Source organism: [Clostridium] scindens, from assembly GCF_019597925.1.
GTDB lineage: Bacteria > Bacillota > Clostridia > Lachnospirales > Lachnospiraceae > Clostridium_AP.
In genome coordinates, this window is sequence record NZ_CP080442.1 from 1,102,332 (window position 1) to 1,128,541 (window position 26,210).

Annotated in this window: 28 protein-coding genes and 1 riboswitch; of the genes, 26 read left to right on the forward strand and 2 right to left on the reverse strand. The window is 46.9% G+C overall.

Annotation, left to right across the window (positions count from 1 at the left end; genetic code table 11):
- Positions 1 to 56: 56 nt before the first annotated feature.
- Positions 57 to 1,367 (reverse strand): alpha-amylase family glycosyl hydrolase, encoded by a 1,311-nt coding sequence (locus tag K0036_RS05255; protein WP_220430895.1) that lies wholly within the window; start codon positions 1,365 to 1,367, stop codon positions 57 to 59.
- A gap of 209 nt (positions 1,368 to 1,576) precedes the next feature.
- On the opposite strand from K0036_RS05255, the gene K0036_RS05260 reads away from it, so the two are divergent.
- Positions 1,577 to 2,041, forward strand: coding sequence for a GNAT family N-acetyltransferase (locus tag K0036_RS05260; RefSeq protein WP_220430896.1), 465 nt, complete (start codon positions 1,577 to 1,579; stop codon positions 2,039 to 2,041).
- On the opposite strand, the gene K0036_RS05265 is transcribed toward K0036_RS05260, so the two are convergent.
- Positions 2,038 to 3,390: an MATE family efflux transporter gene (locus K0036_RS05265; RefSeq protein ID WP_025644794.1), complete on the reverse strand. Its 1,353-nt coding sequence runs from the start codon at positions 3,388 to 3,390 to the stop codon at positions 2,038 to 2,040. The two genes, K0036_RS05260 and K0036_RS05265, sit on opposite strands and share 4 nt — an antisense overlap.
- Before the next feature lie 251 nt (positions 3,391 to 3,641).
- On the opposite strand from K0036_RS05265, the gene rplM reads away from it, so the two are divergent.
- The 25 genes from rplM (at position 3,642) to K0036_RS05390 (ending at position 26,171) form a co-directional block, all read left to right on the forward strand.
- A complete protein-coding gene (rplM, locus tag K0036_RS05270; protein WP_004605230.1) occupies positions 3,642 to 4,070 on the forward strand; it encodes a 50S ribosomal protein L13 in 429 nt (142 codons plus the stop codon).
- 26 nt (positions 4,071 to 4,096) lie between these two features.
- Positions 4,097 to 4,489 (forward strand): 30S ribosomal protein S9, encoded by a 393-nt coding sequence (gene rpsI, locus K0036_RS05275; RefSeq protein WP_004605231.1) that lies wholly within the window; start codon positions 4,097 to 4,099, stop codon positions 4,487 to 4,489.
- Positions 4,490 to 4,868: 379 nt separating this feature from the next.
- Positions 4,869 to 5,840 (forward strand): biotin synthase BioB, encoded by a 972-nt coding sequence (bioB, locus tag K0036_RS05280; protein WP_220430897.1) that lies wholly within the window; start codon positions 4,869 to 4,871, stop codon positions 5,838 to 5,840.
- Between the two features lie 112 nt (positions 5,841 to 5,952).
- Entirely contained in the window at positions 5,953 to 6,837 is an 885-nt protein-coding gene (locus tag K0036_RS05285; protein WP_220430898.1) for a DegV family protein, read from the forward strand.
- 126 nt (positions 6,838 to 6,963) lie between these two features.
- On the forward strand, positions 6,964 to 7,416 hold the full coding sequence (locus K0036_RS05290) for a LytTR family DNA-binding domain-containing protein (RefSeq protein WP_173694787.1): 453 nt from the start codon (positions 6,964 to 6,966) through the stop codon (positions 7,414 to 7,416).
- 4 nt (positions 7,417 to 7,420) lie between these two features.
- Positions 7,421 to 8,125: a LiaF transmembrane domain-containing protein gene (locus tag K0036_RS05295; protein ID WP_173694786.1), complete on the forward strand. Its 705-nt coding sequence runs from the start codon at positions 7,421 to 7,423 to the stop codon at positions 8,123 to 8,125.
- Between the two features lie 201 nt (positions 8,126 to 8,326).
- Complete coding sequence (locus K0036_RS05300) at positions 8,327 to 9,700, forward strand: FAD-dependent oxidoreductase (RefSeq protein WP_220430899.1); 1,374 nt, start codon at positions 8,327 to 8,329, stop codon at positions 9,698 to 9,700.
- 250 nt (positions 9,701 to 9,950) lie between these two features.
- Positions 9,951 to 10,442 carry a DUF2975 domain-containing protein gene (locus K0036_RS05305; RefSeq protein WP_220430900.1) on the forward strand — a complete coding sequence of 164 codons (492 nt, stop codon included), beginning with the start codon at positions 9,951 to 9,953 and terminating at the stop codon, positions 10,440 to 10,442.
- A 17-nt stretch (positions 10,443 to 10,459) separates the two neighbouring features.
- Positions 10,460 to 10,669, forward strand: coding sequence for a helix-turn-helix domain-containing protein (locus K0036_RS05310; protein ID WP_004605307.1), 210 nt, complete (start codon positions 10,460 to 10,462; stop codon positions 10,667 to 10,669).
- Between the two features lie 179 nt (positions 10,670 to 10,848).
- Positions 10,849 to 11,214, forward strand: coding sequence for a DUF2089 domain-containing protein (locus K0036_RS05315; RefSeq protein WP_025644779.1), 366 nt, complete (start codon positions 10,849 to 10,851; stop codon positions 11,212 to 11,214).
- Between the two features lie 35 nt (positions 11,215 to 11,249).
- Complete coding sequence (locus K0036_RS05320) at positions 11,250 to 11,636, forward strand: SHOCT-like domain-containing protein (protein ID WP_173694785.1); 387 nt, start codon at positions 11,250 to 11,252, stop codon at positions 11,634 to 11,636.
- Between the two features lie 11 nt (positions 11,637 to 11,647).
- Positions 11,648 to 11,911 (forward strand): hypothetical protein, encoded by a 264-nt coding sequence (locus K0036_RS05325; RefSeq protein WP_004605310.1) that lies wholly within the window; start codon positions 11,648 to 11,650, stop codon positions 11,909 to 11,911.
- A 96-nt stretch (positions 11,912 to 12,007) separates the two neighbouring features.
- The gene (locus K0036_RS05330; RefSeq protein ID WP_025644775.1) at positions 12,008 to 12,607 is read left to right on the forward strand and encodes a VanZ family protein; all 600 of its coding nucleotides are present in this window, start codon (positions 12,008 to 12,010) and stop codon (positions 12,605 to 12,607) included.
- 187 nt (positions 12,608 to 12,794) lie between these two features.
- Positions 12,795 to 13,232, forward strand: a complete 438-nt coding sequence (locus K0036_RS05335) for a MarR family winged helix-turn-helix transcriptional regulator (RefSeq protein WP_025644773.1) — start codon at positions 12,795 to 12,797, stop codon at positions 13,230 to 13,232.
- 5 nt (positions 13,233 to 13,237) lie between these two features.
- Positions 13,238 to 14,551 (forward strand): MATE family efflux transporter, encoded by a 1,314-nt coding sequence (locus tag K0036_RS05340; protein ID WP_220430901.1) that lies wholly within the window; start codon positions 13,238 to 13,240, stop codon positions 14,549 to 14,551.
- Between the two features lie 131 nt (positions 14,552 to 14,682).
- Positions 14,683 to 15,186 (forward strand): transcription elongation factor GreA, encoded by a 504-nt coding sequence (gene greA / locus K0036_RS05345; RefSeq protein WP_173694783.1) that lies wholly within the window; start codon positions 14,683 to 14,685, stop codon positions 15,184 to 15,186.
- A 255-nt stretch (positions 15,187 to 15,441) separates the two neighbouring features.
- Positions 15,442 to 15,556, forward strand: a riboswitch (TPP riboswitch).
- Between the two features lie 57 nt (positions 15,557 to 15,613).
- Positions 15,614 to 16,435, forward strand: a complete 822-nt coding sequence (gene thiM, locus K0036_RS05350) for a hydroxyethylthiazole kinase (RefSeq protein ID WP_220430902.1) — start codon at positions 15,614 to 15,616, stop codon at positions 16,433 to 16,435.
- Positions 16,422 to 17,063, forward strand: coding sequence for a thiamine phosphate synthase (gene thiE / locus K0036_RS05355; protein ID WP_220430903.1), 642 nt, complete (start codon positions 16,422 to 16,424; stop codon positions 17,061 to 17,063). The genes thiM and thiE overlap by 14 nt, the downstream gene beginning before the upstream one ends.
- Positions 17,060 to 17,719 (forward strand): HAD family hydrolase, encoded by a 660-nt coding sequence (locus tag K0036_RS05360; protein ID WP_220430904.1) that lies wholly within the window; start codon positions 17,060 to 17,062, stop codon positions 17,717 to 17,719. The genes thiE and K0036_RS05360 overlap by 4 nt, the downstream gene beginning before the upstream one ends.
- Positions 17,720 to 17,804: 85 nt before the next feature.
- On the forward strand, positions 17,805 to 18,650 hold the full coding sequence (gene thiD, locus K0036_RS05365; protein WP_220430905.1) for a bifunctional hydroxymethylpyrimidine kinase/phosphomethylpyrimidine kinase: 846 nt from the start codon (positions 17,805 to 17,807) through the stop codon (positions 18,648 to 18,650).
- A 3-nt stretch (positions 18,651 to 18,653) separates the two neighbouring features.
- Positions 18,654 to 19,826 carry a putative hydroxymethylpyrimidine transporter CytX gene (gene cytX, locus K0036_RS05370; RefSeq protein ID WP_220430906.1) on the forward strand — a complete coding sequence of 391 codons (1,173 nt, stop codon included), beginning with the start codon at positions 18,654 to 18,656 and terminating at the stop codon, positions 19,824 to 19,826.
- A gap of 112 nt (positions 19,827 to 19,938) precedes the next feature.
- Positions 19,939 to 21,354 carry a helix-turn-helix domain-containing protein gene (locus K0036_RS05375; protein WP_259283399.1) on the forward strand — a complete coding sequence of 472 codons (1,416 nt, stop codon included), beginning with the start codon at positions 19,939 to 19,941 and terminating at the stop codon, positions 21,352 to 21,354.
- A gap of 53 nt (positions 21,355 to 21,407) precedes the next feature.
- Complete coding sequence (locus tag K0036_RS05380) at positions 21,408 to 22,874, forward strand: WD40/YVTN/BNR-like repeat-containing protein (RefSeq protein WP_220430908.1); 1,467 nt, start codon at positions 21,408 to 21,410, stop codon at positions 22,872 to 22,874.
- Positions 22,875 to 23,249: 375 nt separating this feature from the next.
- Positions 23,250 to 24,746: a ribosomal protection-like ABC-F family protein gene (gene abc-f / locus K0036_RS05385; RefSeq protein WP_220430909.1), complete on the forward strand. Its 1,497-nt coding sequence runs from the start codon at positions 23,250 to 23,252 to the stop codon at positions 24,744 to 24,746.
- A gap of 111 nt (positions 24,747 to 24,857) precedes the next feature.
- Positions 24,858 to 26,171 (forward strand): replication-associated recombination protein A, encoded by a 1,314-nt coding sequence (locus tag K0036_RS05390; RefSeq protein ID WP_220430910.1) that lies wholly within the window; start codon positions 24,858 to 24,860, stop codon positions 26,169 to 26,171.
- The last annotated feature ends 39 nt before the right edge of the window (positions 26,172 to 26,210 follow it).

Sequence of the window (26,210 nt, forward strand, 5' to 3'; positions counted from 1 at the left end):
TAGAAAAAGAGAACTGCGCCTGAATATCAAGCGCAGTTCCCGATTAAGACAGACAGTTATTCAAATTTGATATACTGTACGCTATAAGGCGGCAGATCGATCTGGCCATCTAGCTTTACCTCCAATTGGGCCACAAGTTCCTTGGCATTGCCGTTCAGATCCTGATGGCAGGCTGTATAAGGAGTATCTGCCGCATTGATAGCAACGATGATCCGCTCCGTATCAGAGCAGCGTTCGAATACCAGCTGGTGGTTCTGTATAATGATATTCTTATATGAGCCATTGCAGAGGGCATCGCTGTTCTGTCGGATGCGGATTAATTGTTTGATATACTCGGTAAGTTCATTCGGCATAGGGGTTTCGAAGCAGGGGCGCAGGGCATAGTCATTGTCCGGCGCCTTTTCCCCGGGCTGCCCCCATTCGCTGCCGTAATAGAGGCATGGGATGCCTGGCATCCCAAACAGCAGGCCATAGGCGAGTGGGATATGCTTATCGTTGGTCAGTATGCTGGCAAGCCGGGTTACATCATGGTTATCTACGAAAGTTACCAAATGCTTGCCCCGATAAATGCACCAGGGATCAGGGCCAAACTGCCGGTGCAGGGAATGGGCGATCTCGAAAAGATTCATAGAGTTAAAACTGGAATAAATCCCCTTGTAACACTCATAGTTTGTGCAGCTGTGAAGCATCCGTTCATTTACGATCAGATTATAGTCTCCAAATAATACTTCGCCGATCAATACGAACCCATCCTTTAATTCCTCCACATAGGAGCGCAGTCTTTGCATAAAGCCATGGTCCAGACTATAGGCCACGTCCAGGCGCAGCCCGTCGATGTCAAACGTATCCACCCAGTATTTAACACATTCCAGAAGATAGTCTGCGACGGCCGGATTCTGAAGGTTCAGTTTTACCAATTCAAAATGTCCTTCCCAGCCTTCATACCAGAACCCATCATTATAATTGCTGTTGCCGTCGAAATTGATATGGAACCAGTCTTTATACGGGGAATCCCACTTCTTTTCCTGTACGTCCTTAAATGCCCAGAATCCGCGGCCTACATGGTTGAATACGCCGTCCAGGACGATTTTTACTCCATGTGCGTGCAAGTCTTTGCATACACTGGCAAAATCATCATTTGTGCCAAGTCGGCAGTCGATTTTCTTAAAATCCCGGGTATCATACCCGTGGCTGTCGGATTCAAAGATCGGATTCAGCAAGATAGAGTCCACGCCCAGTTCCTGAAGATATCCTGACCAGTCTAGCAGCTTGCGGATGCGGGGAACACATTCCCCGTCATTCTGCGTAGGCGCTCCGCAGAATCCTATTGGATATATTTGATAAAATACGCTGTTATAAGCCCACATAGTTTAAACCTCTCTTTCCTCTAACGAAAATATATGACGGAGGCAGGATATGCCGCCAGTTCATATTATATCAAAAAGAGAAGGAATATACTATACCTGCCGGCATTTCGTTTGACAGCGCTTTTAAGGGCAGTATATAATAAAGGAAGAGATTCCCAGGGTATTAGAATGGGGAAAGAGAAATACATGCTTGGCGGAAGGAGCGGATTATGGCGGAAAAGATAATAGAGACAATGGATTATGGAAGCCTGGTGGATCTTTTCGTGAAATCTGGCCTGGAGATTCATCCAGACGATCCGGTACCAGATGGGCTGGTAACTTGCTTCAGGCTGGAAGATGAGATCACGGGGGAACGCTATGGAGCAGCAGGACTTTGCTTTGATGCAGAAGAATATATTCTAAGATGCGTGGCTGTGGAAGAGGCGCAAAGAGGAAGAGGATATGGAATACGCCTGGTTGACGCGGTCATGAAGAAGGCTGAAGAGATGGGGGCTGTAAGAATCTGGCTGACAGCAAAAGTGCCGGAATTCTATAAAAAGTTTGGCTTTCAGATCGTAAAAAGAGAAGATGCGCCATTTCAGGCAAAATGTATAGAGTGTCCACAATATCACAATGGCTGCGACTCCGAAGTAATGGTGTATGATTATTTGGAAAGAAAAAATGAACCGGGTTAAGATTCCCGGTTCATTTCGCGTTTCAAAAAGAATAAAAACCATATAAGAAGGAGCACGCCTTTAAATATGCTGGTGATTGTAATGCTCCACCAGATTCCGTTTAGGCCTAAAGCCGTTTGAGTGAGGACCAGCGCCAGAGGAATCCTTGAAGCGGTGAATAGGATGCTTACGATAGAAGGCGGAATCGTCCTTCCATACCCTGAGAAAGCGCCTGCGGTTGTAATCTCCACGCTCATGAATAACTGGGAAACGCCCAGTATGATCAGGTAGTCAATACCCAGCGGGATTACATCTGCTTCCCGGATAAAGATTCGGAAGATCGGCTCCGGACAAAGGATTAGCAGCAAAGTGCAGAGAACGCCCCAGATGAGGACGATACCCATGGCGGAGGAGTAGCCCTTCTTGATACGGGTCCGGTTTCCGGCACCATGGTTCTGAGCAATAAAGGAGTTTACAGCGGCGGCAAATCCATCCGATGTCATCCAGGAAATGGACTCTATCTGAGAGCCTACCTTCTGTACTGCTACGGCAGCATCTCCATAGCCTGCTACGAGCCGGGCAATAATCATGGAGATTGCCGTAAAAATCATACTCTGTATAGAGGTTGGAACGCCGATCTTTATAATCGAAGCCATCGCTTTTGAATCCGGCTTTTTACGGACATCTACCTTATGAAAGATCAGGTCATCCTTGGACGCGTAATACAAGAACATCATCGTTACGATAAACTGCGCGATCACGGTTGCCACAGCCGCACCGAGTACTTGCATGCGGGGGAACGGGCCGATGCCAAAGATCAGCATCGGATCCAATACGATGTTGACCGCAAGTCCGGCCGTCGTGGCAAGGAATGCAGCCCGGCTGTTCCCTATGGCGGTAAAAAGGCCGGTGAAGGTCTGGTTTAAAAATGAAAAGATGACAAATCCGCAGGTAACTTGAAGATAAACCTGGGCATCTGCAATTACTTTCGGGCTGTTCAGCCGAAAGAAGCCAATGAAGGGCGTTGAAAATATAACACAGGCAGCGCCATACAAGATTCCGAATAAGATGGCCAGCTGAAGGGCGTTCGAGGCATATCTTGATGCATCTTCCCTGCGTCCTGCTCCCAGTGCATGCCCGACATTGACCTGTCCGCCCATCTTGGATAAGGCAGCCAGTCCGTTGGACAGCCACATATACATGCCTGCGGCGCCCACTGCAGCAACCGCGTTGCTTCCAATCTGCCCAATCCAGATCATATCCGTCAGATTATAGGCCATCTGGATCAGCGAGGTTGCCATAATAGGAATGGCCAGCCTGGTCAGTGACGGCAGGACAGGCCCATTTAGTAAATCTACATTTTTCTGCATAATAATATCCCCCGAGAAAATACTTGAAAATCAAAGCGAAGATATTATAACATATAAAATCAAGGAAAGACAGGAAGATTCTGACAAAAACCACAGAAAAATTCCAGAAAAATGGTTGACACGCGTGGCACCGTATAATATAATAAGGCAGTATGACAAAAGGAGAAACAGCACGAAGCCAAAGCCCCGGAGTCTTGCTGATTTCGATATAATTATCATGAAAATGTTAATGATTCACAGGAGGTAAACCAATGAAGACTTATATGGCTAATCCAGATAAGATTGAAAGAAAATGGTATGTAGTTGACGCTACGGGATATACATTAGGACGCTTGGCATCAGAAGTAGCTAAGGTTTTAAGAGGTAAGAACAAGCCGGAATTTACTCCGCATGTCGACACAGGCGATTATGTAGTAGTAGTAAATGCTGAGAAGATTAAAGTAACAGGCAAGAAGATGAATCAGAAGATTTATTACAACCACTCTGACTATGTTGGCGGAATGAGAGAGACCACGCTGTCTGAGATGATGGATAAGAAGCCTGAGAAAGTAATCGAGCTTGCTGTAAAGGGAATGCTTCCAAAAGGACCTTTAGGAAGAGCAATGATTAAGAAACTTCACGTATATGCTGGACCAGAGCATGAGCAGCAGGCTCAGAAGCCAGTAGAACTGAAATTTTAAGGAGAGGTTGAAAGGAGGACATTACAGTGGCTAAAGCAAGATTCTACGGAACAGGAAGAAGAAAGAAATCTATCGCAAGAGTATATTTGGTACCAGGAACAGGTAACATCACAATAAATAAGAGAAATATTGATGAATATTTCGGACTTGAGACTTTAAAGGTTGTTGTTCGCCAGCCGTTGGTTGCAACAGAGACGAATGATAAGTTCGATGTGATCGTTAACGTTAAGGGCGGCGGATACACAGGACAGGCTGGAGCAATCCGTCACGGAATCTCAAGAGCGCTTCTTGAGGCAGACGCAGACTACAGGCCAGTGCTTAAGAAAGCAGGATTCCTGACTCGTGACCCACGTATGAAAGAGCGTAAGAAATACGGTCTCAAAGCTGCACGTCGTGCACCACAGTTCAGCAAGAGATAATCTGTTATTATTAATGTATATAAAACCCACAGACTTGATGTTTGTGGGTTTTTTTAATACGATAAATGTGGTTTGCCTTATTATATAAAATTTCTTACGGATATAAAGTAAACTATATATCATAATGATGAAAAAGATAAAATAGAAGAACAATGAATAGAATCAATCATATTATGCTTTCAAAAACTGTACAGGCTGTACTAAAGAAAGATTATTCAGTATATATTGATTTTGAAGATGGAAAGGGGCTATCGCACTCATTACTTAGAGCGACAGCCTCTCATTTTAATAAAAATTGTAAACCGTTGCAATGGAAGAGTTGACAATAAAAAGGTTATTGTTTATAGTTACTAAGAAGATTGCAAAGGAGGAAAAGTATATGACTTTAGTAGAAGAATTAAAAGAGATGGTTATGAGTAATGGAAGACTGTCAAGGGAAGAAGCCTGTGCTCTTTTCCGGGAACCATTAGAAGAACTTAGCCGTGCTGCAGACGAGATCAGGAGGCATTATTGCAAAGACGGGTTTGATATCTGTACGATCGTCAATGGAAAAAGCGGCAGGTGTTCTGAGAACTGCAAGTATTGCGCGCAATCCTCCTTCTATCATACAGAGGCAGTAGAATATCCTCTTATGGATGCCAAAGAGATCTTGGATAAGGCTATCGATAATGCCAGGCGCGGGGTGCTGCGCTATTCGATCGTGACATCGGGAAGGCGCCTTGGCGATAAGGAAATTGATCAGATGTGCAGGACTATCCGTAAAATTAAGGAAACAGTGGATATCGAGATCTGCGTTTCTTTTGGACTTCTCGACAAGGAACAGTTTGTAAGACTTCGGGATGCAGGCGTATCCCGGGTACATAACAATCTGGAGACGTCCAGAAAGAACTTCCCGCGTGTATGCACGACCCACACCTTTGACGATAAAGTGGCAGCCATCCGCGCTGCCCAGGATGCGGGGCTGAATGTGTGCAGTGGTGGCATTATGGGACTTGGCGAGACGGAAGAAGATCGAATTGATATGGCGTTTGCCCTGAAAGAGTTAGGAATTAAAAGCGTGCCGATCAACATGCTGAACCCGATTCCGGGAACGCCATATGAAAACGTCCCAAGGCTTAAGGAAGAAGAAATGAAAAGGATCGTCGCCATATACCGCTTTATCCTTCCGTCTGCTGCCATAAGGCTGGCAGGAGGAAGAGGGCTGCTTGCAGATAAAGGGGAAGGATGCTTTCGGTCGGGAGCCAATGCAGTCATATCGGGGGATATGCTGACCACCTCAGGGTATACCATTGAGTCGGATCTGGAGATGATCGGGAGATTAGGGTACAGGACAGCCCTCTGTAACGGGTAAGGCCTTTTTCCATTTTTCCATAGGCTAATAGCATAATCTGTGATAAAATAGAAAGCATATAATTGCTGCACAAGAATGTGACGATTGCGGCAAGGAAGAAAGGATGATGAGGATGGGGGAATTTGTAATCAGCTGCTGTTCAACAGCAGACCTTACAGAAGAGCATTTTAAAACACGTAAAATATCATACATCTGTTTCCATTATGAACTGGATGGGAAAGAATATGCCGATGATCTTGGGAAATCACTTCCCTTTGACCAGTTTTACCAGGCAATGATGAATGGCGCCCAGACCAAGACGTCGCAAGTAAACGCAGAAGAGTTTACGGAATATTTTGAGGGATTCCTGAAGGAGGGAAAAGATATCCTGCATGTATGCCTGTCATCAGGCATCTCTGGCGTAATCAATTCGGCCGTGATTGCAAAGGGAGACCTAGAGGAGCAGTATCCGGACAGGAAGATTTATATAGTGGACTCACTGGGAGCATCTGCGGGATATGGGCTTTTGATGGATCAGCTGGCAGATCTGCGTGATGAGGGGAAAAGTATTGAAGAAGTCTATCAATGGGCCTTGGATAACAGGCTGAAACTACACCACTGGTTCTTTTCTACAGACTTGACCTTCTATATCCGAGGAGGCCGCATATCCAAGACGGCGGGATTTATCGGTGGAGCATTGAATATCTGCCCGCTGCTTGATATGGACAAGGAAGGACATCTGGTTCCAAGATTTAAGATACGAACGAAGCGGAAGGTAATCAAGGCTATAGTAGACAAGATGGAAGAATATGCACAGGGCGGCCTTGAATATTCGGGCAAATGCTATATCTCCCACTCCTATTGCTATGAAGATGCCAAGGAAGTGGCCCGGCTTATTGAAGAGCGGTTTCCAAAGCTGAATGGAAAAGTTGAGATTAATAATGTAGGCACGACCATAGGAAGTCATACGGGTCCCGGAACCGTTGCGCTGTTTTTCTGGGGGAGCGACAGAAACTAGGAGGGTCGGGCTTGATTCTCCTGAAGAGGATTCCTTACCACTTACCGCTGGTTTCCATACCACTTGCTGAAATATTGTTTACTTTCCATCCCAGTTATGGTTAGATAACACCAGGGAGAGGGAAAGATGAAAATACGCATAGAAATCGAAGACAACTTAACAGAGGAAGAGATTATTATACGCAGCGGCAGCCTGAATGCGAAGGTTCAGATGATCCAGAAGGCTATTGCCGAGGCGGTGGACAAAGAGCAGAAGATGTCATTCTTTAAAGGGGACACGGAATATTATCTGCAGCTTGCCGAGATTCTGTTTTTTGAGACAGAAGATGGAGAAGTATATGCTCATACGAGGAAAGAGACCTATCAGGCTAAGTACCGCCTGTATGAACTGGAAGAGGCTCTTCCTGGATATTTTATGAGGGTGTCCAAGTCGACGATATTGAATACGAAGAGAATCTATGCGATTACAAGAACGCTGCCCTCATCCTGCACGGTAGAATTCCAGGGTACGCACAAGCAAGCGTATGTATCCAGGTATTACTACAAGCCGCTTAGGGATAGATTGGAAGAAAAGAGGTAAGGATATGAAGAAGGAACGGATATTTTGGGGATTATTTTTTATAGTTGCGGCAATTTTTCTGCTTGTAAGCCGGCTGGGGTTCCTGGGGGACATTGGCTTATGGAGTTTGCTGCTTACGGTATTCTTTGTCGCATGCCTGGTAAAAAGCATTGCCCATAAGAGTGTTAGCGGCGTGCTGTTCGCGGTGGCGTTCTTATGCATTGTATACGCAAAGCCTCTGGGGATCGAGGCGATTACGCCGTGGCCGGTGCTTGGGGCGGCTGCCTTAGGAAGTATAGGAATCAGTTTCTTATACCATCCCAGAAGGGATTACAGGAATTATGGATGCTGGGGACGCGGCAATCATTATTCAACGGAGACAGAAGAGACTGTGGATGGAAGCCAGATGGAGTTTAGTACTTCATTTGCAGGCAGTATCAAATATGTTAATTCCGATGATTTCCAGAGTGCGGACTTAAAATGTTCGTTTGGCTCGCTGAAGGTGTATTTTGACAATGCTATGATTCAGAATGGCGCGGCGAGGATATTCCTGGATGTTTCATTTGGCGGGGTCGAATTGTTTGTTCCCAAGGAATGGAACGTGGTGAATAATGTAAGCGCATCTTTTGGATCTGTGGACGAGAAGAATTCCAGCAGGAGTTCAGGAGTACCTGTAGTGACGCTGACGGGAAAGGTAAGTTTTGGAGGTATAGAAATAGTATATATTTAAGGAGCAATCAATAGCAGTTATACTTTTGAAATTAAGAAGACTCGGTTGCAAGAGGCAAGGAAAAAGGATTTCCTTGCTTCTTTTTTGGATGAAATAAGATTCCGATATACATTGCTATAAAATGTTCTTGACATTTCTAACTGTACATGATAAAGTTACAGTAATAAATGTAACATTTAAATATACAGTTTGAAAAGAGGTATGGAAATGAAAAAGTATCAGGATATTATCATTGGTTTTGGCAAAGGCGGAAAGACGCTTGCAACAGCACTAAAAAAGGCGGGACGGGAAGTCGCGCTGATTGAAAAATCCGATCAGATGTATGGAGGCACCTGTATTAATGTGGCCTGCATCCCATCAAAGTTTCTGGAGAATGAAGCACGCAGATCAAGCATGATAGGCGGAAGTTTTGAAGATAAGGCACGGCGCTATAAACAAGTGATCCAGGAAAAGAGAGAACTGGTAGGAAAGTTAAGAGATAAGAATTATAAAAAACTGGCAGAAGCGGCAGGAGTCGATGTTATAACAGGCACAGCATTTTTTACAGATCCAAATCATATCATGGTCGCCAATCAGGATGGAATGACAGAGGAATTGGAAGGAGATAACTTCTACATAAATACAGGCGCCAGGCCATTTATTCCTCCGATCAAAGGGATTCATGAAAGCAGCCATGTCTACATAAGCGAGACTCTTATGGAAGAAGAACGTCTTCCGAAGAACTTAGTGATTATTGGAGGAGGATATATTGGTGTTGAGTTTGCTTCCTACTACAGCAATTTTGGCTCTCAGGTGACTGTGATTCAGAATGGAAAAGATTTTATCCCAAGGGAGGATCAGGAAGTGGCCCAGGCCGTTCTGGATCTTCTGAAGAAAAAGGGCGTACGGATTATGGAAAGCACGGAGGTAGAGTCTGTCAGAGATATGGATGATGTGGCGCTTGTAAGCGTAAGCCAGAATGGCAGGCAGGAAATACTGCGGGCAGACGCAGTGCTCGTTGCCACCGGACGTCGGCCGAATATAGAAGGATTGAATCTTGATAAAGCAGGTGTGGATCTGACGGACAGGGGAGCAATCAAGACGGATGAAGGTCTGAGGACTACAGCGTCGCATATCTGGGCAATGGGAGATGTGGTCGGAGGCCTGCAGTTTACCTATATCTCTCTGGATGACTCCAGGATTGTGAAATCCCAAGTGCTGGGAGAGGGAGAACGCACGACCCAGAATAGAGGAGAAGTTCCCTATAGCATCTTTGTAGATCCACCGTTTTCCCGGGTAGGGCTTACAGAAAAGCAGGCGCTGGAAGCAGGATATACGATAAAGAAATCGGTACTTCCCGCACAGGCGATTCCCAAGGCTCTGGTGATTGGACGCCCCGAGGGCCTTCTGAAAGCGATTATTGACGAGGAGACAGGAAAGATTCTTGGCGCGCATTTATTCTGTGCAGAATCTCAGGAGATGATCAATATCATTAAGATGGTTATGGATGCGAACCTACCCTATACAGTGCTGCGGGATGGCATCTTTACCCATCCGACGATGAGCGAGGCGTTAAATGATCTGTTCGCGTTATAAGGTGAGAATATTTCAATATAAAGAAGTGTTAGAAATTTTCAGGAACCTTCCCGATGGAAGGTTCCTGTTTTGCTTTCCACGAGAGTTTTGCGGCTCGGTCCGTAATCTGGCATGCATGTAAATAACTGCTTTCTGCATGTTAATCTAATTCAATAATAATTTAATGATAATCATTAAATTATTATTGAATAAAATTAGAGTATATGGTATAATTCAGATAGGTTAAAAAGAAGAGGAAGGAGAGGATCAAATGTCAGAGGAAGAGATTCGGATGGATTGCGAAAAGACAGAAAAAAAGGAATTTTCAAGAGGATTTCGAATATTGCTGTACTTTGCTATAGCAAATACGGGATTTGCAGGACTTAGTGCAATATATTATATACCTTGGGCGCTGAGAAATCATGGATGGGAGATGGATGGGATGACATATTTTTGCTGGAACTGCATGTTCTATGTGATTATGCTGTTCTGCTTTATTATTTTAGTGAAAATTGCCGTTTCCAAGAGACCATTCTCTGGCGCGCTGGTAACGCTTTTTTACGGAGTAGGCCTGCTGTTTATCACCGGATCTGCCATATTTCCAAGTTTGCCGGGGTATACGCGGCCGCATATGCTCTCGGGGGTTGAAGGAGGATTTTATATCGATATGATTCCGTTTATGGCGGGTCTGGTATTAGTCCTCTTCGGAAGAATTCTGCGGTATGGATTCGAGTATCAAAAAGAGATGGATTCTATTCTGTAGAAAGCGGGGGTTGTGACATGGCAATTATACTAAGACTTGACCGGGTGATGGCGGACCGCAAGATGTCACTGAATGAATTATCAAAGGAAGTGGGAATATCCAATGTAAATCTTTCAAACCTAAAGACAGGAAAGGTAAAAGCAATTCGGTTTTCTACTTTGGAGTCTATCTGCGATGTGCTGGACTGCCAGCCGGGAGACATATTGGAGTATCGTCGGGAAACTTAAAATCAGGTGTGAGAATGTGCTTTGGCACATTCTTTTTTTGATAATATATTAAACTGATAATAAAAAATAATTAGATTATATCTTAATAAAATTAAGATTTATATTAAAATAATTAATTTAATAATTGACATTTTTAATCATATGGATTATATTAGTCTTATCAGAAGGGAAGTGGATGTATGAGAAAAGTAATCAGCCGGTGTCCTGTGTGTGGAGGAGAACTGAAAGTAACCCGTTTAAAATGCGAGGAATGCGAAACGGTGATTGAGAATGACTTTGTGCTGAGCAAGTTCGATTACTTGTCTGGAGAGGAACTTTATTTTACAGAGACCTTTATCCGGTGCAGGGGCAATATCAAGGAAGTTGAGAAAGAACTAAAGATATCCTATCCTACTGTTCGGGCGAAACTGGATGCCATAATCAAGAAACTGGGATATGAAGATGAGGCAAGGCAGGACGAAGAGATGATGAAGCGCGAGGCTGTGCTTAAGGCGCTTGAACAAGGGGAGATTACAGCGGAAGAAGCAATCAGGCAATTAAAATAAGAAATGAAAATAATCTATGAAAAAGGAGAAGAATTATGGATGAGAGACTCAGAATATTAAAAATGGTGGAAGATGGGACTATTACGGCAGAGCAGGCAGCCGAGCTTATGAAGGCAATGGGCGTGGAAGAAGAAAGCCAGGTTCCGGCAAAGTCCCAAGCCGGCTATGATAAGAAGATGTTCCGAATCATCGTAGACAGTGTGGATGGCGATAAAGTAAATGTCCAGTTTCCGGTGGGCGCTATCAAGAAGATCCTGAAAGTGACAGGCAAACTTCCCATTGCGGATAAAGATCTGCAGGGAGTGGATCTGGAGCAGATGATGGAGGCCATCTCGGAATGCCTGGATGAAGAGATCGAAGGCGATTTTGTCAACGTCAATGCGGCGGACGGTACTACTGTAAGAGTATATGTAGGGATATAAAGGAGCAGTCTATGAGAGTAATCGTGAGATCCAAAGATGCGAATTTCAGAATGCCTGTGCCAATCGGGCTAGCTTCTGTTGTTGTAAAGTTGATTCCCAAGGCTGTATTTGATAAGATGGGCGAAGATGTACCTAAGCCATATGACAGCCTTGTCTCAAAGGATATCATTTGCATGATCTTTGAAGAATGCATGGATGTGCTGAAAGAGAACAAAGGCTTGGAAATCATACATGTAGAAGCAGTAGATGGAACATTCGTTTCTATAACCCTATAAAAGCGCCGGATAAAAAATCAGAATTCCTTAATAAAATTCCATTCTTTATTTTAAGAATCCTTGGCTATAATTTTCTTAGATAAAGGAGGGTTGAGGATGCTGAATGTATTTACGCTTTATAGTCTGGCAAGCATGCTCCTTCCCTGCATGGTCTATCAGCTTATTGTGATAGTCAAGGCGCGCAGGAACGGGCAGAGATGCCAGGCTGTACATGTTATCTGGATCTATATTTTCCTGATATATATCTGGATGGTATTCCAGGTGACGGGGATCGGGCTTCTGGGAGATATACTAAGAACGGATACGGATCTTATTCTTGGGGGAGTGAATTTTGTTCCTTTTGATTCCATTGGGATTGGCTATATCTTAAACATTATTATGTGCATGCCATTGGGATTTTTGCTTCCATTAATCTGGGAAGATTGCAGGAAATTGGGGAAAACAGTGCTGATAGGAGCGGGATTTTCATTGCTGATTGAGATTACCCAACTCTTTAACTATCGTGCTACGGATATCGACGACCTGACAGCCAACACGCTTGGAGTTTTATTGGGATATTTCATATGGAAGATATTTGTGCGGCTGTTCGGTACCCGGCTGAAAGCGAAAGCCATAGGAAGGCAAGAGGCGATCATCTATATATTGCTGTCGGTGGCAGGAACCTTTTTGCTGTATAATCCTTATTTGTTGTTTTAGATACTTATACGTTTTTAAAGAAACTATATTCTGGCACTAAGCGGCGGAATGTAGTTTCTTTTTACGTCTTGACAAATCGATATATATTATATATAATTCAAAATGGTCTGTATTCGGACTAATTAAGCGCACTTGAATTGTGTAAGAAAATGTAACAAACTATAAAATTGTGAAACGAGGAGCATGAATGGAACATATATTGGAACACCAATTAAAAGAACTCTATTCCCTGTGGAATGGGATCAATGGATTATACACAAAATGGGCCCAAAAAAGGGGAATGTCATACTATTCCGTATTTGTCCTGTACGCAATCTACAATTCAGAAGGCAAATGCTGTCCCAAAAGGATATGCGACGAGTGGTCCATGCCAAAGCAGACCGTCAGCAGCATCTTAAAAAAATTTGAATCAGAGGGTTACATTTTCTTAGTTACAGATGAAGATGACAGGCGGAATAAGAAGATTATATTGACAGAGAAGGGGAATCGGTTTGCGGGAGGTCTGCTGGATGAACTATACCGTATCGAAAGTTCTGTCATCCAGAAGATAGGTCCGGCGGATATGGAGGAGATTCTCCGGGGAAACCGACTGTTTTATGAATATTTTCAGGAGGAAATAGATTAGGAATCATGAAGGTAGTAAGAAGAGAGTTTTGGAAAAACGTGCTGCCGTCTATGATTGCATTTGCATTTACAGGAGTATATGCGATCGTGGATGGTTTTTATGTGGGCAGAAATGTAGGAGATGCAGGACTGGCAGCCATCAATATGGCTTATCCGCTGGTGGCGCTGATTCAGGCAGCAGGATCGGGACTTGGAATGGCGGGGGCGATTCAGATCGCCATCAACAAAGGGAAGAAAGATAAGCAAGAAGAGCGTCGATACCTGGGGAACGCCATCATACTGCTGGCTGTAGCTGGAATCGTGCTTATGGCAGGGCTTAGCCTTGCCCATATAAGAATATTGGAGATGTTTGGCGCCACAGGAGAGATCCTGTCCTATGCCGGCATTTACATCAAGATTATTGCCGCAGGGGCTATGCTCCAGGTATTCAGTACAGGCATGGTCCCGCTGATCCGCAACTATGATGGGGCGATGACCGCTATGTGCGCTATGGTAGCCGGGTTTGTCACCAACATTATCTTTGACTGGTATTTCGTATCCATCAAAGGATATGGCATTGCCGGAGCAGCAGCGGCCACTTTGATAGGTCAGATGGTAACAGTCGTTCCATGCATGGTTTATCTGATAGTTAAAGTGCGCCTGATGCGCTATGCAATATTCAAGCCTGCAGCGAATACGATAAAATATCTCGCGCTGATAGCGATATCGCCCTTTGGCCTTACGCTGTCTCCGAATATTGTCATCATAATTATCAATAAAAGCGCGATTGCCTATGGCGGAGAACTGGCAGTGTCCTGCTATGCAGTAGTCAGCTATGTCATCTGCGTGGCCCAGCTTCTGATGCAGGGAATCGGAGATGGAGCCCAGCCGCTGATTGGCAGGTACTATGGCAGTTCGAACAAGGAAGAAATGCTGCATGTGCGCAGAATGGCATACCGATTTGGCGGGGGAGTGATGCTTGGATGCGTCATTCTTCTGTATCTGACCAGATTTAGGATGGCGGGGGTATTTGGCGTATCGGAATCCGTAGAGAAATTGTATGGAACGGTGATACTGTATTTTGCGGCAGGCTTGATCTTTGCCGCATTCTTAAGAGTTACTACCTCATATTTCTACGCCGTGGAACAGAACCTGGAAGCATATGTGCTCATCTATGGCGAGCCGCTGCTTCTTTCGCTCTGTATGGCATTCCTCTTCCCAAAGATCTGGGGCCTTGCCGGAGTATGGACAGCGCCGGCATTTACCCAATGCTGTCTGGCACTGGTGGGACTCATCCTGCTAAAAATGCTGGACAAACGAATGCTTGGGAAGGTAAAATGAGCACGTGAGCACGTAACAGAATTGAAAAGTGTTACGTGTTAAATTGAAAACTGCACGTAACAAAGTTGAAAAGTGTTACGTGTCAAACCTACACAACTGGTGTGTAAAATTGATCGGGAGGAGGATATCGTATGGGAGAGCAGTTAACGCAAAGCGACGTCAAGAAGATAAAGGAAGAGATTGAATACCGGAAGCTGGTGGTCCGCAAGAGGGAACTGGAAGCGGTAAAGGAGGCCCGGGCCCAGGGGGACTTGAGCGAGAATTTTGAATACAAGGCAGCGAAGCAGGATAAAAACCGCAACGAAAGCAGGATACGCTACCTGGAGCGGATGCTCAAGAACGCCAGAATCATCTCGGATGATTCTGGGGAAGATGAAGTGGGGATTAATAATACGGTAGAGGTATATTTCGAGGACGATGATGAGACAGAGACCTACCGTCTTGTCACCAGCGTGCGCGGCAATTCCCTTCAAGGCCTGATCAGTATAGAATCCCCACTGGGGAAGGCTATCAAAGGTCGAAAGGCGGGGGACCGCGTAAAGGTTAAGACCAATGGCGACAACGGCTATTACGTGGTGGTCAAGAAGATTGAGAAGACCACGGATGATTCCAATGACACCCTAAGAAAATACTAACTGGCGAAGGGCGCCAAGGAAGAACTAAAATGCGATTCCTCCGGAAATGCTGTACATCTCCGGCGCAATCCTGTGTGTGGAAATTTGTAGGCAACGATTGCGTTAACTGGCAGAGACGCCCAGCCCACGATGAGCATACAGAAACTATCATCTAAAAAATATTTTACTGATTGGCTATACAACAAATTGCGAAAGGTAAAATTGTGGAAAAAGGTTGCAAAGAAACTGGAAAGTAGTATAATTAACGTTGTATAAAACAGAACAACGGGGAGCTTGCAGATAGGAGCAGGCTGAGAGTAGGCTGATATTGCCTTGACCCATAAACCTGATTTGGATAATGCCAACGTAGGGACATAACGTATGTAATCAGACGGATATGCCGAAGGCGGCATATCCGTTTTTCATGCGCAAAAGGAGGAAACAGGAAATGCTGGGAAAGTGTTTGGACAATGTAAGAAAGACGATGCCGCTGGTACATAATATTACCAATTATGTGACGGTCAATGATGTCGCAAATGTGCTGCTTGCCTGCGGGGGAAGCCCGATCATGTCCGATGAGCCGGAGGATGTTCAGGATATTACTGCCATCTGCGGCGGATTGAATATTAATATCGGCACATTGAATAAAAGAACGATAGAAGGCATGTTCGTGGCTGGCCATAAGGCCAATGAATTGGGCCATATGGTGCTTCTTGACCCTGTGGGGGCAGGTGCCAGCGCGCTTCGCACCAATACGGCTGTAAGACTGATGGAGGAACTTCATCTGGACGTCATCCGAGGCAATATCTCGGAGATCAAGACGCTGGCTCTTGGAAGCGGTACCACCAAAGGCGTGGATGCCGATGTGGCGGATGCAGTGACAGAGGAAAATCTGGACGAAGCCGTTGCGTTTGCCAAGGAATTTGCGAAGACATCCGGATCCATCGCAGCAATTACGGGAGCCATCGATCTGGTCAGCGACGGACAGGAGTGCTATGTGATCCGCAATGGCCGTCCGGAGATGGGGAAGATTACCGGCACCGGCTGCCAGCTCTCGGGGCTGATGACTGCTTTTCTAGTGGCCAATCCCGACCAGAAGCTAAAGGCTGCGGCTGCCGCGGTCTGCGCAATGGGACTTGCAGGAGAGATCGGATGGAATTTAATGCAGGAAGGAGACGGCAATTCCACGTACCGGAACCGGATCATCGACGCGATATACCATATGGATATGGAGACTTTGGATAAAGGAGCAAAATATGAAGTGCGATAAGAAAGACCTATTATTATACGCTGTGACGGACAGGCATTGGCTGAACGGCAGGACGCTATACAGCCAGGTGGAGGAAGCGCTAAAAGGAGGCGCCACCTTCATCCAGTTAAGGGAGAAGGAACTGGATGAGGAGCATTTTCTGGAAGAAGCCAAAGAAATCAAAGAACTGTGCAGACGCTATCAAGTTCCGTTCGTCATCAATGACAATGTGGAGATTGCCCTGGCAGTAGATGCGGATGGCGTGCATGTTGGGCAGAGCGATATGGAAGCCGGGGATGTGCGGGCCAAACTGGGGCCGGACAAGATGATCGGCGTCTCCGCCCAGACGGTAGAGCAGGCGGTGATGGCAGAGCAAAATGGCGCCGATTATCTGGGAGTTGGCGCGGTGTTCCCGACCGGCTCGAAAGCAGATGCTCTGGAAGTTAGCCACGATACGCTGAAAGCCATCTGCAAGGCGGTAAAGATACCAGTCATAGCTATCGGCGGGATCAGCAAGGAGAATATTCTGGAACTCTCCGGCAGCGGGGTCTGCGGCATTGCCGTCATCAGCGCGATTTTTGCAAAGGATGATATAGAAGAAGCGGCCAGGGAATTAAGGGGCCTGACAGAGAAGATGGTAACCGCATGATAAGAGGCGCGATATTTGACGTAGACGGGACGCTTCTTGATTCCATGGCAATCTGGGAAGATGCGGGAGCCAGGTATCTGAAAGGGCTTGGCATCCAGGCTCAGGAAGATTTGGGGAAACTTTTATTTCCCATGAGCCTTCAGGAAGGGGCTGCCTACATGAAGGACAGGTATGACCTGAAACTTAGCGTAAGCCAGATTATCGAAGGAGTCGGGGATACGGTAAGAGACTACTACTTTTATGAGGCTCCTCTAAAGAACGGGGCAGCCAATTTTTTGGGGAAATTGTCAAGAAAAGATATTCCCATGGCGGTGGCAACATCCAGCGAGTTGGAGCATATTGAAGCGGCATTTAAAAGACTGAATGTGAATCAATATTTTCAGAAGATTTTTACCTGCTCCCAGGTGGGCGCAGGCAAGAGCAGACCGGATATCTACTTTGCGGCCGGCAGGTATCTGGGGACAGAGCCCCGGGAGACCTATGTGTTCGAAGATGTGCTTCATGCCATCGAGACGGCGGATAAAGCCGGCTTCAAGACGGTGGGCGTATACGATAGATTCAGCGAATTGAAGCAGGAGGAGATCCGAAAGCACTCGGATATTTATCTTGAGGACTTGACCGATTTTCAGACATTTTGGGAATATGCATCCAGGTGATGCTTAGACCGGCGGCAGATTGGGGGCACCACCTTCTGTCGCTTGATAAAATTAATGCAGGATTTTATGAGGAGGATATGTACAGATGAGAACAGCATTAACAATCGCTGGGAGCGATTCCAGCGGAGGCGCCGGCATCCAGGCAGATATCAAGACGATGATCGCAAATGGCGTATATGCCATGAGCGCGATCACAGCTTTAACTGCGCAGAATACTACCGGCGTGACAGGCATTATGGAGGTGACTCCAGATTTTTTAGCAGAACAGTTAGATGATATTTTTACGGATATCTACCCAGATGCGGTTAAGATAGGAATGGTATCGGCAAGCCCACTGATCCGCATCATCGCGGAAAAGTTAAAAGTTTACAAGGCAGACAAGATTGTCGTGGATCCGGTCATGGTTGCCACCAGCGGATCCAGGCTGATCAGTGACGAGGCGATTGAGACGTTGAAAGAGTGCCTGCTTCCGATGGCAAGCGTGCTGACGCCCAACATACCGGAGGCAGAAGTGCTGTCCGGCCTGGCAATTGAGACGCAGGAAGACATGGTGGCTGCGGCGGGAGCCATCAGCAGGACCTATTCCTGCGCGGTCCTTCTAAAAGGAGGCCATCAGATCAATGATGCCAATGACCTTCTGTACCGGGAAGATTCTTATAAATGGTTCAATGGCAGGCGCATAGATAACCCGAATACCCACGGCACGGGCTGCACGCTTTCAAGCGCCATCGCCTCGAATCTGGCGAAAGGATTTGACCTTGACGCCTCTGTAGAACGTGCCAAGGCGTATATATCCGGCGCGCTGAGCGCGATGCTTGACCTGGGACGGGGAAGCGGCCCGATGGATCACGGATTTGCCCTGACGGGAGAGTTTATCCAGGAGAAGGAAGAGAGAATTGCTCCTGATTCAAACAAAGGGGAGGCGTGCTAGGAAATGGAAGAAAAGCGTACCTCTATATTTGAAAATGGACTGATCTGGTTTGGCGCAGGGGTATCAATTGCGGAGATTCTTACGGGTACCTATCTTGCGCCGCTGGGATTTAAAAGAGGACTGGCGGCTATCGTCCTTGGCCATATCATTGGATGCGTCATGCTGTTTCTGGCGGGCGTGATTGGAGGCAAGGCCAGACGAAGCGCCATGGAGACCGTGAAGATGAGCTTCGGCCAGAAAGGAAGCCTTCTGTTCTCTGTTCTGAATGTATTGCAGCTGGTGGGCTGGACGGCCATCATGATCTACGATGGAGCGCTGGCGGCGAACGGCGTGGTCCGTACCGGCAGATGGGCATGGTGCCTGGTCATCGGCATTCTGATCATTCTCTGGATCATGATTGGGATCACCAATCTTGGGAAAGTCAATGCCTTTGCCATGACAGCGCTCTTTATTCTGACGCTGATTCTGTGCAAGGTGATCTTCTTTGACAGTGGTGCCATAGGCATGGCCGCCGATGACAGCATGACCTTCGGAGCGGCAGTGGAACTGTCTGTTGCCATGCCCCTATCCTGGCTTCCGCTGATCGGCGATTACACCAGGGAGGCCAGGGAGCCTGTAAAGGCGACGGCGGCAAGCGCTATCGTATATGGGCTTGTCAGCTGCTGGATGTACGTGATTGGAATGGGGGCCGCGATCTATACGGGAGAGTATGATATTGCTCAGATTATGCTGAAGGCGGGACTTGGCATTGCAGGCCTTCTGATCATCGTGTTCTCCACGGTCACCACAACCTTTCTGGATGCATATTCCGCCGGAATATCCAGCGAATCTATCATCGCCAGGTGGAACGGAAAGCATGTGGCTGTCATTGTGACGGTGATCGGAACGATTGCGGCTATCGTGTATCCGATGGACAATATCACGGACTTCCTGTATTTGATAGGCTCTGTGTTCGCGCCGATGATCGCCATCCAGATCGCGGACTTCTTCCTTTTGAAAAGGGACAGCAGCAAAGATCGGGCCAATATCCCCAACCTGCTGGTATGGGCTGTGGGATTTGCTATATACAGGATTCTGATGCACATAGATATGCCGGTAGGCAATACACTTCCGGATATGGTAATCACCATTCTTCTGTGCCTGATCGTAAGCAGGATTCTGAAGCAGAAAAAGTAGTTCCTGATTAAAAATAATAGTAGAAAATAGGCGGTTGCAACCAATAGTTGACAAATAGTTGGTAGATTGCAACCGCCTATTCTGTTATGCTTGTTACATGGAGGTGAGCAGGATGTCGCTAGGAAAAAATATCGCATCCAGGAGAAAGAGCCAGAATTTTTCGCAGGAAGACATTGCGACTCTGGTGGGCGTAAGCCGGCAGGCAGTCTCCAAGTGGGAGAAGGATCTGTCAAGCCCCAGCACGGAGAATATCATACGTCTGGCGGAGATTCTTCGGGTATCCGTTGAAGAACTGACGGGTGGCCGCCCGGCGGCAGCAGGCAGAGACAGAGAAGACAGGAGCGTGTACCGTGTATCAGACAGTAGATATCTGTGGCTTCTGATCAAAGACCGGTTATTCATCAGGCTGGCCAACCCGGTGCTGATATTCTTGTATCTGGAAACATGGCAGACCATGTACCAGTTAGCCTATATCGGAATGCTGAAAAGGAATCTTTTATGGCTGTCCATCTATTCTTTCGGAATATTGCTGTTTATCCTGGAAGGGGCAGCCGCTGTCTATATTGCGGCAAGACGCCGGGTGATCCTTGGCGGGGAATCCCTGGAACTGTCGGAAGAGGGTATCGTCGTGGTGGACATGTCCTACCGCAAGAAGGCGGACATCCACTGGCGGGAAGTAAAGCGGGTAAAGGAAAGCAGGCATTATTATTTCCTTATCCTGGAAGGGCGGCGTTTTCTGCCAATTCCCAGGCAGGATATGACAGAGGCCCAGGAGAGTCTGCTGAAAAAGCATGCCAGGCGCGTCCGGGGCATAAAGCTGCGCATCGTGATTGCAGCATTCTGGATATTCGTAACAGCATGCGGCACCTTTGCCGTAGGAAGGTGCATGGTGAATCTCAATGGAAAGCTTGCCTGGAAGATTCAGGAGGCAAAGACGGACAAAAAGGTAAGGCTTAAGGAAAAGAACTTTTACAAAACCGGGCTTTCAGGAATTATGGATAGGGTGCAAACGAAAGTAGAACTGATGCCTCACCTTATGACCGAGAATGTGGATATTATATTTAAGAAAGATGGAGAGATTGAAAGCATCTATGCCTTCATCTATGGATACGATATGGACTATAAGCTCAGGACTACGTATCTGGTATCCTACGAGCCGCAGACAGACAAGCGGATGCTGATACACACTCAAGACTGGACGGGAGTCGATAAGAGCGAGCAGAAAGAATACGATCCGGACAATGATATGGAGATACTCTTTCAAATGGCGGAGAATATTAATGTCCAGGATGTAGTAAGGCAGTGGGATGAAGAGCGTTACGGATTCTATTATAAAGGAATTGCATCCTGGGGATATCTGGGAGCGGCGGATGGCATCCGCTATATCGACCAGAAAGGAAAGGTTACGCTGCCTGCCGATTATTCAAGCGTGGAAGTGAAGGGGCCAAGCCTCTCCATCTACTGTCCAGATAAGAAGGAAGAACGGACGCCCATCCGATTTGTCTATGCACCGTCGGAAACCATGTAATACGTGCCAATCAGGAACAGAGGATACGACTAGGAAGAAGGAGAACGAGTAGAATGAGCAAGTACAGAAAAATGGCAGGAGTCATAGCCTTATGCGTCTGTGCCGCGGTGCTGTGCACGGGATGCAGGTATCAATTTTTTGAGCAGATTCCGGTAATTGGAAAACTGTTTAAAGATGGGCAGGATGTGAAGCCGGGCTACACGGATTCAGGACAGTATGACCTGCCGGCAGCCCTCAAAAAGGCAAAGCGTCCCGAGTCTTTTAACGAAAATGTTATTAACGAAATAAAAAAATTGACACCTTTGGAGGAGTCGGATGTCATTGTGACAGAAGACCGCTATGAGAGCAAAGATGTGCAGTCTATGGAGATTCCGAAGAACCCATACGAGGTTCTGGCTGCGGATCCGGATGACTATGCAGCCGCTGCTGCTACCATGCTGGAGCGGTATTTTGCCTCCTATCTCTATGAAGATACAGAAACTATTGACGAGCCGAATATTCCAAAGGAGAAGTATTACTCTTATATCGAGGTGCAATGGTCCAGGCCGCTGGCCGGAAGCAGGGAGGAATTTGCTGTTGCTGCCGCAGTCAAGATCCACGATGTAAATCCGGAGGATACCATATATACGGAATTTGGGGAAATCGGCAATGACAATGCCATACACTGCAACCTTACGGTATATGGCGAACAGGCTAAGGATTATACCTTTAATCTGAAAGGAATCGCGCAGACGGAGGATGTAATAAACGCTATTGAAGAAAAGTTCCAGCCTGTCCGGGCAGAGGCGACTCCTGTTTCGCCGGACCGGTATAAGATAGAGGGAGAGACTCTGTCCATTTCCTATGACAACGGAGTTACCTGGAAAAGCGTTCCTATCATGATGGATCAGTTGTTCGGGGAAGATCCTCAGACAGATCGGACCTCTCTTTTAAGCGGCAGTTATTATATTGCGCCAGATAAGACCTTTTTCGTCTACGGAGGACGGGAAAAAATGCCGGTCACCATGACCGTGTCGGAGGATGCCGGTGAGACATGGACCAACAAGGAAGTGCTGGATCACCCCGGCGTTAGACGTAGTTATGCAGGGATGAGCGGGGATGGCAGTTTTATCTATGCGCTGATGTGCGTGGATAAGACCATGGGGTCCGAAGCGACCGTACTCTCTGTCAGCAAGGACATGGGAAACACATGGACAGCCAAAAAGCCGATCGATGATTTTATGACGTTCCTAGTAAATGGCTTTACCTTCTTTGACAGCATGAATGGAATGGCGGCGGTCACGGACCATGAAATGCTGGACTTTAAGAGGACAAAAGACGGAGGGAATACCTGGGAGGAAGTACGTATGGATCCTCCGGCAGAGGGGTGGACCATGGTTTATGCCCCGCAGAAAGAAAATGATACATGGATATTCTACGTAGGGCAGGATGGATACGAAGAAATGGCGGGCGTATTATACAAGTATATCAGCACGGATATGGGAGAGACTTGGGAAAATACGGGAAGGGTAATATTGTAGAATAAGAATCGATGCTTGCCTTTCTGGAATTTCTATGCTATCCTATCCAAAGAAAACTAAGATGAAATGGAGATGAGAGGATGAGGACAGCTTCTTGCTAATGGAAACGTAACTGCATAGCAGGATGTACATGGGGATTGCATGCCCATTCGTTTTGCTGTGCACGGATAGCAGGAAAGTTGAACAAATCCATCTGCTGGGCAGGCAATTCATTCGTCTTTAAATAGAGAATATTTTGCGTACGTTATTACGTAGTGACCGACTTTGCGCATCCATGCTGCGGGATGCTAAAAGAACGTGCTGCCAAGGCTGCAGGGAAGGCTTTCCTGCAGTCTTTTTTTGATAAGTTTTAATAGTTGAATGGGGGCATGCATTATGGCATTGATAGATGTAGTAGATTTAAGCTTCGCCTATGAGGGAAGTTATGATAACGTATTTGAACATGTGTCGTTCCAGATAGACACGGACTGGAAATTAGGATTTGTTGGGCGTAACGGGCGCGGGAAGACGACATTTTTGAATCTGCTTTTGGGAAACTACGAATATCAGGGGAGGATATCTTCCAATATGGAATTTGCGTATTTTCCATATGAAGCAAAGGATAAAAGGCGTATGACGATCGAGATTTTAGAAGAGATCTGCCCCGGCTTTGAACAATGGCGGATTTACCGGGAACTGAATCTGCTGGAGGTGGCAGCAGAGGTCTTATTCCGCCCTTTTGAAACGCTAAGCCACGGCGAACGGACAAAAGTTATGCTGGCCGTGTTATTTGCAGGCGAGGATCGATTCCTTCTGATCGATGAGCCGACCAACCATCTGGATATGGAAGCAAGGGATAAGGTGGCCCGGTATTTGAACAGCAAGAAAGGATTTATCCTGGTATCCCATGACCGCAGGTTCCTGGATGCCTGCGTGGATCATATCCTTTCCATCAACAAGATGGATATTGAGGTGCAGAAGGGAACTTTTAGTTCCTGGTATGCCAATAAAGAGGCAAAAGACCAGCAGGAGATGGAACAAAATGAAAAATTGAAAAAAGAAGTCCGACGGTTAAGCCGGGCTGCCAGACGCTCCGGGGAATGGTCTGACAAAGTGGAGAATAGTAAAAAGGGCCAGCGGGTAGCAGGCCTCAGGCCGGATAGGGGGCATATCGGACATCAGGCTGCGAAGATGATGAAGCGCTCCAAGGTATTAGAAGGCCGTAGGCAGCAGGCGGTTGAGGAGAAGTCCCGGCTGCTTAAAAATATTGATACCGCTGAAGAACTCAGACTCTATCCCCTGGAATATCATACGGACCGGCTGGCAGAATTTAAGAATGTGTCAATCTCTTACGATGGACGAAACGTATGCGAAGGCGTGAACTTCGAAGTAAGACGCGGGGAAAGGATCTGTCTGAGAGGAAGAAATGGATGTGGAAAATCCAGCATCCTGAAGATGATTCTGGGAGAAAAGATTCCATACACCGGAGAAACGCAGGTCGGAACAGGAATAAAGATATCTTATGTTCCCCAGGATGCTTCATTCTTGCAGGGAAGCCTGGAAGATATGGCGCTGGAATATGATCTGGATGAAAGCCTGTTTAAGGCAATGCTGAGGAAGTTGGATCTGGAAAGGAGCCAGTTTGATAAGGATATCGGGCAGTACAGCGCTGGACAGAAGAAGAAGGTGCTGCTCGCAAGAAGCCTCTGCCAGAGAGCCCACCTGTACATCTGGGATGAGCCTCTTAACTACATTGACGTTCTCTCCAGAATACAGATCGAGCAGCTGCTGATGGCATATAAGCCTGCTATGATCTTCGTGGAGCACGATGCGGCATTCTGCGAGAAGGTGGCTACGAAGCAAGTACGGATAGGCAATCTTGGGGGCGAATAATTTTTAGGACATTTTGCTCAAACATGGATTGCGAACGTAAGTTCGGCGTGGTATGATACATGTATATGGAATTAGCAGCTCATACTATTAGCAAGTGCGGGAGGAATTAAGATGGAACAGATGTCCTTGTTTGACGACCGGCAGGCCAGCGCGCCGCTGGCAAGCCGATTAAGGCCCTCTTCTTTGGAAGACTTCGTGGGCCAGGAGCACCTTCTTGGGAAGGGAAGGATGTTAAGACAGCTGATCGAGCGAGACCAGATATCTTCCATGATATTCTGGGGGCCGCCCGGCGTAGGAAAGACGACGCTTGCCAGTATCATAGCCGGACGCACGAAGGCGGATTTTATCAATTTCAGCGCAGTCACCAGCGGAATCAAGGAGATCAAGGAGGTCATGAGGCAGGCGGAGGAAAGCCGCTGCATGGGGATTCGAACCGTACTATTCGTCGATGAGATTCACCGGTTCAATAAGGCCCAGCAGGATGCCTTCCTTCCATTTGTGGAAAAAGGGAGCATCGTCCTGATCGGCGCCACTACAGAGAATCCCTCCTTTGAAGTGAATGCGGCGCTTCTTTCCAGGTGCCGGGTATTCGTGCTGAAGGCTTTGGAAGAGACGGATTTGGTAAAATTATTGACCAATGCCCTGAATAGCCCGGCGGGCCTAAAAGACCAGAATGTCCGGATTACGCAGCAGCAGCTTAAGGCCATTGCGGCGTTTGCCAACGGGGATGCCAGAACGGCGCTGAATATTCTGGAGATGGCGGTGCTTAACGGCGAGATCACGGCAGATGGCATGACGGTTACCAATGAAGGACTGGAGCAGTGCATCAGCAAGAAGTCCCTTTTATATGATAAAAATGGTGAAGAACATTATAACTTGATTTCGGCGCTTCACAAGTCCATGCGTAACAGCGACCCGGATGCAGCCATCTACTGGATGTGCCGCATGCTGGAGGGAGGGGAGAATCCCCTGTATATCGCGAGAAGGCTGATCCGTTTTGCAAGCGAGGATATTGGAATGGCGGACAGCCATGCTCTTCAGGTGGCAGTTGCGGCCTATCAGGCGTGTCATTTTCTGGGAATGCCGGAGTGCGATGTGCACCTGACCCATGCAGTCACCTATCTGTCCATGGCGCCCAAGTCCAATGCCCTCTATATGGCGTGCGAGGCATGCAAGAAGGATGTGAAGAATCTGCGTGCCCAGCCGGTTCCGCTACAGATTCGCAATGCGCCTACCAGCCTGATGAAGGAACTGGACTATGGGAAAGGCTATGAATATGCCCACGATACAGAAGAGAAGCTTACGCATATGCAGTGCATGCCTGAAGGAATGGAAGACAGGAAATACTACCGGCCTACCACGCAGGGAGAAGAAGAAAGGGTAAAGGAACGGCTGGAAGCAATCGAGGCATGGCGCAGAAGTTAACATAGCGGGAAAGGCCCCGGCTAAAAAGACTAGGATGAA